Raw genomic sequence first — 4,921 nt, 5'->3', positions numbered from 1 at the left:
ATCAATTATCAATTATCAATTATCAATTATCAATTATCAATTATCAATTATCAATTATCAATTATCAATTATCAATTATCAATTATCAATTATCAATTATCAATTATCAATTATCAATTATCAATTACCAATTACCAATTTCCATAAAGGATGACTCGGTCCTTGTTGACGTATCTTAAAAACCTGCTGTTCTAAACGTTGCTTTTCCGGTTGCGGTAAACCGATCAAAATATTGCGAATTTGCCAAATTAAAACAGAAACCGTCATCCCAATACAAAAAGCTAAACCCACAGTAGCAAATGGATGAAAAGCCAGGGCATATCGCACAGCTACCCAGGTAAAATATTGTTGCCACAAGGTAAACTCAGTGCGTAAATTCCACAGACACACAGGAGCAATAATCACCCATAAACAACAAACAAATAACCACCTGCCATATACTGTTAGCTGGTGTAATCTCTGTACCTGTTGAACAAAAGTAGCATCAGAATTTTCTAGGTTTGAGTAATTAATTGTTGGTTCTTCTTGTGAGTCCATAAGTTATTGACACTCCCTACCTAAAATAGATGTTAACCTCACGGTAGAACCTCTAGGTTTACATTTCCAGTCTGGAGAATGGGAACGAGTGAAACGAGTGATAGAGGTAGAACCTCTAGGTTTACATTCCCAGTCTGGAGACTGGGAACGAGTGACGAGTGAAATATTTTTATCCGAATGCTTCGCCCCTACTGACTCCTGACTCCTTAATCAACAGATGTATTAATTTTATCTATTGTATATTCATTGCGTTCTCGCCACAATGTTAACAAGGTACTAGCAATGAAAATACTAGAATAAGCCCCGGCGATAAAACCAATAATTAAAGCCAGAGAAAAATATTTTAAAGTTTCCCCACCAAACAGGAAAATAGCAAACAAAGACAACATAGTTGTTAAAGTTGTGTTGATTGATCTGCTTAACGTTTGATTTACAGCATCATCAACTATTTCTGCAATTGGTGTTTGGGGATGATTTTTAATATTTTCTCGGATGCGGTCATAAATTACCACTGTATCATTAACAGAGAATCCTGTAATAGTCAGTAAGGCAACAATAAAGAGACTATCTACTTCTGCACCTAAAACCAAACCCAAAATTGAGAATATTCCTACCGTCACCAAGAGATCGTGAAATGTGGCAACGATCGCAAACAAAGCATAATCCCACTGGAAACGGAAACTCAAATAAACAACAATACCCAAAAAGGAAACTGCTAAAGCTATAACTCCAGTTCTAAACAGTTCTCTTCCTAATGTTGGACCCACAGAGTCAATTTGGTTTTTTTGCGGATCAAAAGCACCGACTTTTTCACTTAAAGCCGCTTGTAATTTAGTTCTTTGGTCAGTTTCCAGGTTTTTACTACGGATAGTGATGCCATTTTCCTGGCCATTTTCCGAAATTAATTGAATACTACTATCTCCCAATCCCTGTTCTTTGGCAACTTCCCGCACCACATTAATATCTATTGGTTGATCACAGTTACCAGGTTGACTACAATCTCTCACCAATTGTAACCGCGTACCACCGATAAAATCTAAACCAGGACGTAACGGGGCTTTAATATTGGGATTTTGCCAAGATATCACCATTGAGATGATACCACTGAGAATGACGGCTGCGGAAATAGCCCACCACAGCGATCGCGCTTTATTAATACGTAATGTCATCTAGCCACCTCTGTCTTATTTGCTGCTGTCAAGTTAGGACAGTAAAGTTCTGTTTTCCGCCAAGCGGGAATGGAAATTGCTATAAACATCAAGGTGCGACTACAGGTAATAGCAGTAAACATACTCACAGCAACCCCTAAAGCCAAGGTGAGGGCAAAACCTTTAACTAACCCAGAACCCAAGTAAAACAGAGCCGCGCAAGCAATCCAGGTAGTAACATTACTATCTAAAATACTGGAAAATGCCCGATAAAAACCAGATTCTACAGAGCGATATAAAGATTTACCTGCTCTTAATTCTTCTCTGGTTCGTTCAAAAATTAATACATTGGCATCAACAGCCATGCCAATACTGAGAATAAAACCAGCAATTCCTGGTAAAGTCAGGGTAACGCCCAGCAAACAAAAGGTAGCCCAGGTTAAAAGAGAATAGATCAATAACGATACATCTGCAATTAGTCCTGGTAGTCTGTAATAAACCACCATGAAAATTAAGACTAACATCAGACCACCGATACCGGCGTAAATGCTGCTTTGAATACTATCTTGACCCAAACTAGCGCCTACTGTTCTTCTTTCAGCAATTTCCACAGGTACAGGTAACGCACCTCCTCGTAACTGTACACCTAAGTTATTGGCTTCTTCTGCTTGGAATCTGCCTGTAATGATAGCAGAACCGCCTGTGATCCCAGTGGCTGCAAATTCTACGCCTACTGTGGGATAACTAATTAATTCATTATCCAGAAAAATACCGATAGCGCGACCTGTTCCTGCTAACCTTTTAGTCAGGTCTGCAAAAAGTTCACCACCCTTGGTATCGAAGCGCAGGACAACATTCCAATTATTACCTTGGGTGGGTTCACCGTAGGCATCTTTGAGGTATTTACCAGTTAATGGTGGATCAGTGCTGGCAAATAATTCGGCGATGGACTGCTGATTTTTCTTGATATCTTCTTGATTTTTAGCAATAGCATCTGCATCATTGCTTGTTCTTAATTCTTCTTGCTTATTTTTCAGTTCTGTTTCTGATACTCTAAAGGCCAGTAGTTGAGTATCTGTATCCGGCTTTTGTAACCGAAATTCTAACTGTGCTGTACCCCCCAGTACCTTTTCTGCCTGTTCTGGGTCATTTACCCCAGGTAACTGCACTAAAATTTTATCAGTACCTACTGTTTGAATTACCGGTTCAGAAACACCAAGACCGTTAATACGACCTTCAACTACTTTCTGCACAGCTTCTAGTTCTCGTTCCGTGATTTCTTTGATTTCCTCGGTTGTTTTCACCTGAATAGTAAGCTGTGATCCTCCCCGCAAGTCTAACCCCAAGGGTACAGGAATTGTGGCAATCACCGTAATCGCGGCGATTACCAACACTATAATTAACGCTAGTAGCGATCGCTGTTTTTCCATACCATCACTCACAACTGACAAAGGCTATGATAACTTTCTTTTTGTCAGGTTTGAGTAGAAGATGAGGGAATAATTGACAATTGACAATGGATAATTGACAATTATCAATTATCAATTTTCCTACACTCGCAAAGCCATCATTTTCTGCACAGCTTCGACAATTTGCTCTGGTTGCACAATAGTCAACCTTTCTAAGTTACCGTTGTAAGGTGTGGGGATATCTTGGGAAGACAGCCGCAGTACAGGCGCATCCAATTCATCAAACAACCTATCATTAATAGAAGCGGTTAATTCTGCACCTATACCCCCAGTTCTCATACACTCTTCCACAACTATTACACGGTGGGTTTTCCGTATTGAAGCGCCAATAGTATCAAAATCTAAAGGTTTCAGGGATATTAAATCAATAACTTCTGGATCATATCCTTGTTTTTCCAAGGTTTTCACCGCTTGCAGGACATGATACCGCATCCGCGAATAGGTAAGGATGGTAACATCTTTCCCAGAACGTACTACTTCTGCTTTATCAAGTGGGAGTACATATTCTTCTTCGGGTAGATTTTCTTTTAAGTTGTAAAGTAAAACGTGTTCAAAAAATAACACTGGGTTATCATCGCGGATCGCTGCTTTTAGTAACCCTTTAGCATTGTAAGGTGTGGAACAAGCGACAATTTTTAAACCGGGAACTGCTTGGAAATATGCTTCTAGTCTTTGGGAGTGTTCTGCACCTAGCTGTCTTCCCACACCACCAGGACCACGGATGACCATGGGAATTTTAAAGTTACCGCCGGAAGTGTAACGCAACATTCCCGCATTGTTAGAAATTTGGTTGAAAGCGAGGAGCAAAAAGCCCATGTTCATCCCTTCAATGATCGGTCTTAACCCTGTCATTGCTGCTCCCACTGCCAAACCGGTAAAGCTATTTTCCGCAATAGGGGTATCTAATACTCGCAGATCACCATACTTTTTGCATAGGTCTTTGGTGACTTTATAAGAACCGCCGTAGTGTCCTACATCTTCACCTAAAACAAATACGCTAGAGTCGCGGGACATTTCTTCGTCAATAGCTTCCCGTAGAGCGTTAAAAAATAGTGTTTCTGCCATTTAGACCTTTATCACAATTTAATGTTTTTAAATTTTATCGTGCCTCCGTCCTTAATAACGTCAGCGATCGCACTCTTATTAGTAATGGGTAATGGGTAATGGGTTATTCACCCTCCCAGTCACCAGTCACCAGTCACCAGTCACCAGTCACCAATCACCAATCACCAGTCACCTATTCCTTGACTATTTCATACAAGTCTTCAATCATAACATCAAATATCCGTGCCAACTTGTGAAGAGAAGTAACATCCACCGAAGCTAACCCCGGAGACTTCGCATAATTTTTCAGCGTGGTGTATGCTATTCCTGAACGGTCAGAAACTTCCTTGAGTGTCCAGCCCTTCTCCGCTGCAAATTCTTTAACCCGCAACCTCACCAAACCCATACTTGACAAAAGCCTAATTATAGTCCATTATAGTTATAACATAAAAAGCGATCGCCCCTAGTCTACCAAACGAAAGAGCGATCGGCAATCATAATCATAAATTTCTGCCTCTAGGCATTAATCCTAAAGGAAAAACCTAAAACCATGATAACACTAGAAACCACAAAATCCAACTACGTCAATCCTTTATTTAGGGGTTGCTGAGAAAGTCTTTCCGTGAGGGCATAGGAGTCAGGAGTCAGGAGTCAGGAGTCAGGAGGAGATTTGAAAATTTCTTTGCCATCTCTTGAAATCCCCAAAAATGCACACTTTTTCCG

General features: G+C 40.2%; 6 protein-coding genes. 1 reads left to right on the top strand and 5 read right to left on the bottom strand.

Annotated elements, in window-relative coordinates:
* Positions 1–120: 120 nt before the first annotated feature.
* From FFR48_RS25350 to FFR48_RS25335, 4 genes are all read right to left on the bottom strand, one after another.
* Positions 121–537: a hypothetical protein gene (locus FFR48_RS25350; RefSeq protein ID WP_137669272.1), complete on the bottom strand. Its 417-nt coding sequence runs from the start codon at positions 535–537 to the stop codon at positions 121–123.
* Between the two features lie 206 nt (positions 538–743).
* Positions 744–1,706: a protein translocase subunit SecF gene (gene secF, locus FFR48_RS25345; protein WP_137669271.1), complete on the bottom strand. Its 963-nt coding sequence runs from the start codon at positions 1,704–1,706 to the stop codon at positions 744–746.
* Positions 1,703–3,115 carry a protein translocase subunit SecD gene (secD, locus tag FFR48_RS25340; protein ID WP_137669273.1) on the bottom strand — a complete coding sequence of 471 codons (1,413 nt, stop codon included), beginning with the start codon at positions 3,113–3,115 and terminating at the stop codon, positions 1,703–1,705. Before secD ends, secF begins: the two co-directional genes overlap by 4 nt.
* A 120-nt stretch (positions 3,116–3,235) precedes the next feature.
* Entirely contained in the window at positions 3,236–4,219 is a 984-nt protein-coding gene (locus tag FFR48_RS25335; protein ID WP_096565884.1) for an alpha-ketoacid dehydrogenase subunit beta, read from the bottom strand.
* A gap of 98 nt (positions 4,220–4,317) precedes the next feature.
* Here FFR48_RS25335 and FFR48_RS25330 point away from each other — a divergent pair, with 98 nt between their 5' ends.
* Positions 4,318–4,455: a hypothetical protein gene (locus FFR48_RS25330; RefSeq protein WP_162501964.1), complete on the top strand. Its 138-nt coding sequence runs from the start codon at positions 4,318–4,320 to the stop codon at positions 4,453–4,455.
* Here FFR48_RS25330 and FFR48_RS25325 read toward each other — a convergent pair.
* Positions 4,392–4,604: a helix-turn-helix domain-containing protein gene (locus FFR48_RS25325; RefSeq protein ID WP_096565886.1), complete on the bottom strand. Its 213-nt coding sequence runs from the start codon at positions 4,602–4,604 to the stop codon at positions 4,392–4,394. The genes FFR48_RS25330 and FFR48_RS25325 overlap by 64 nt on opposite strands.
* Between the last annotated feature and the right edge of the window lie 317 nt (positions 4,605–4,921).

This window comes from Sphaerospermopsis reniformis (assembly GCF_005402885.1).
Lineage (GTDB): Bacteria > Cyanobacteriota > Cyanobacteriia > Cyanobacteriales > Nostocaceae > Sphaerospermopsis > Sphaerospermopsis kisseleviana.
Note: the sequence above shows the minus strand (reverse complement) of the source record. Positions and strands in the feature narration are given on the sequence as shown.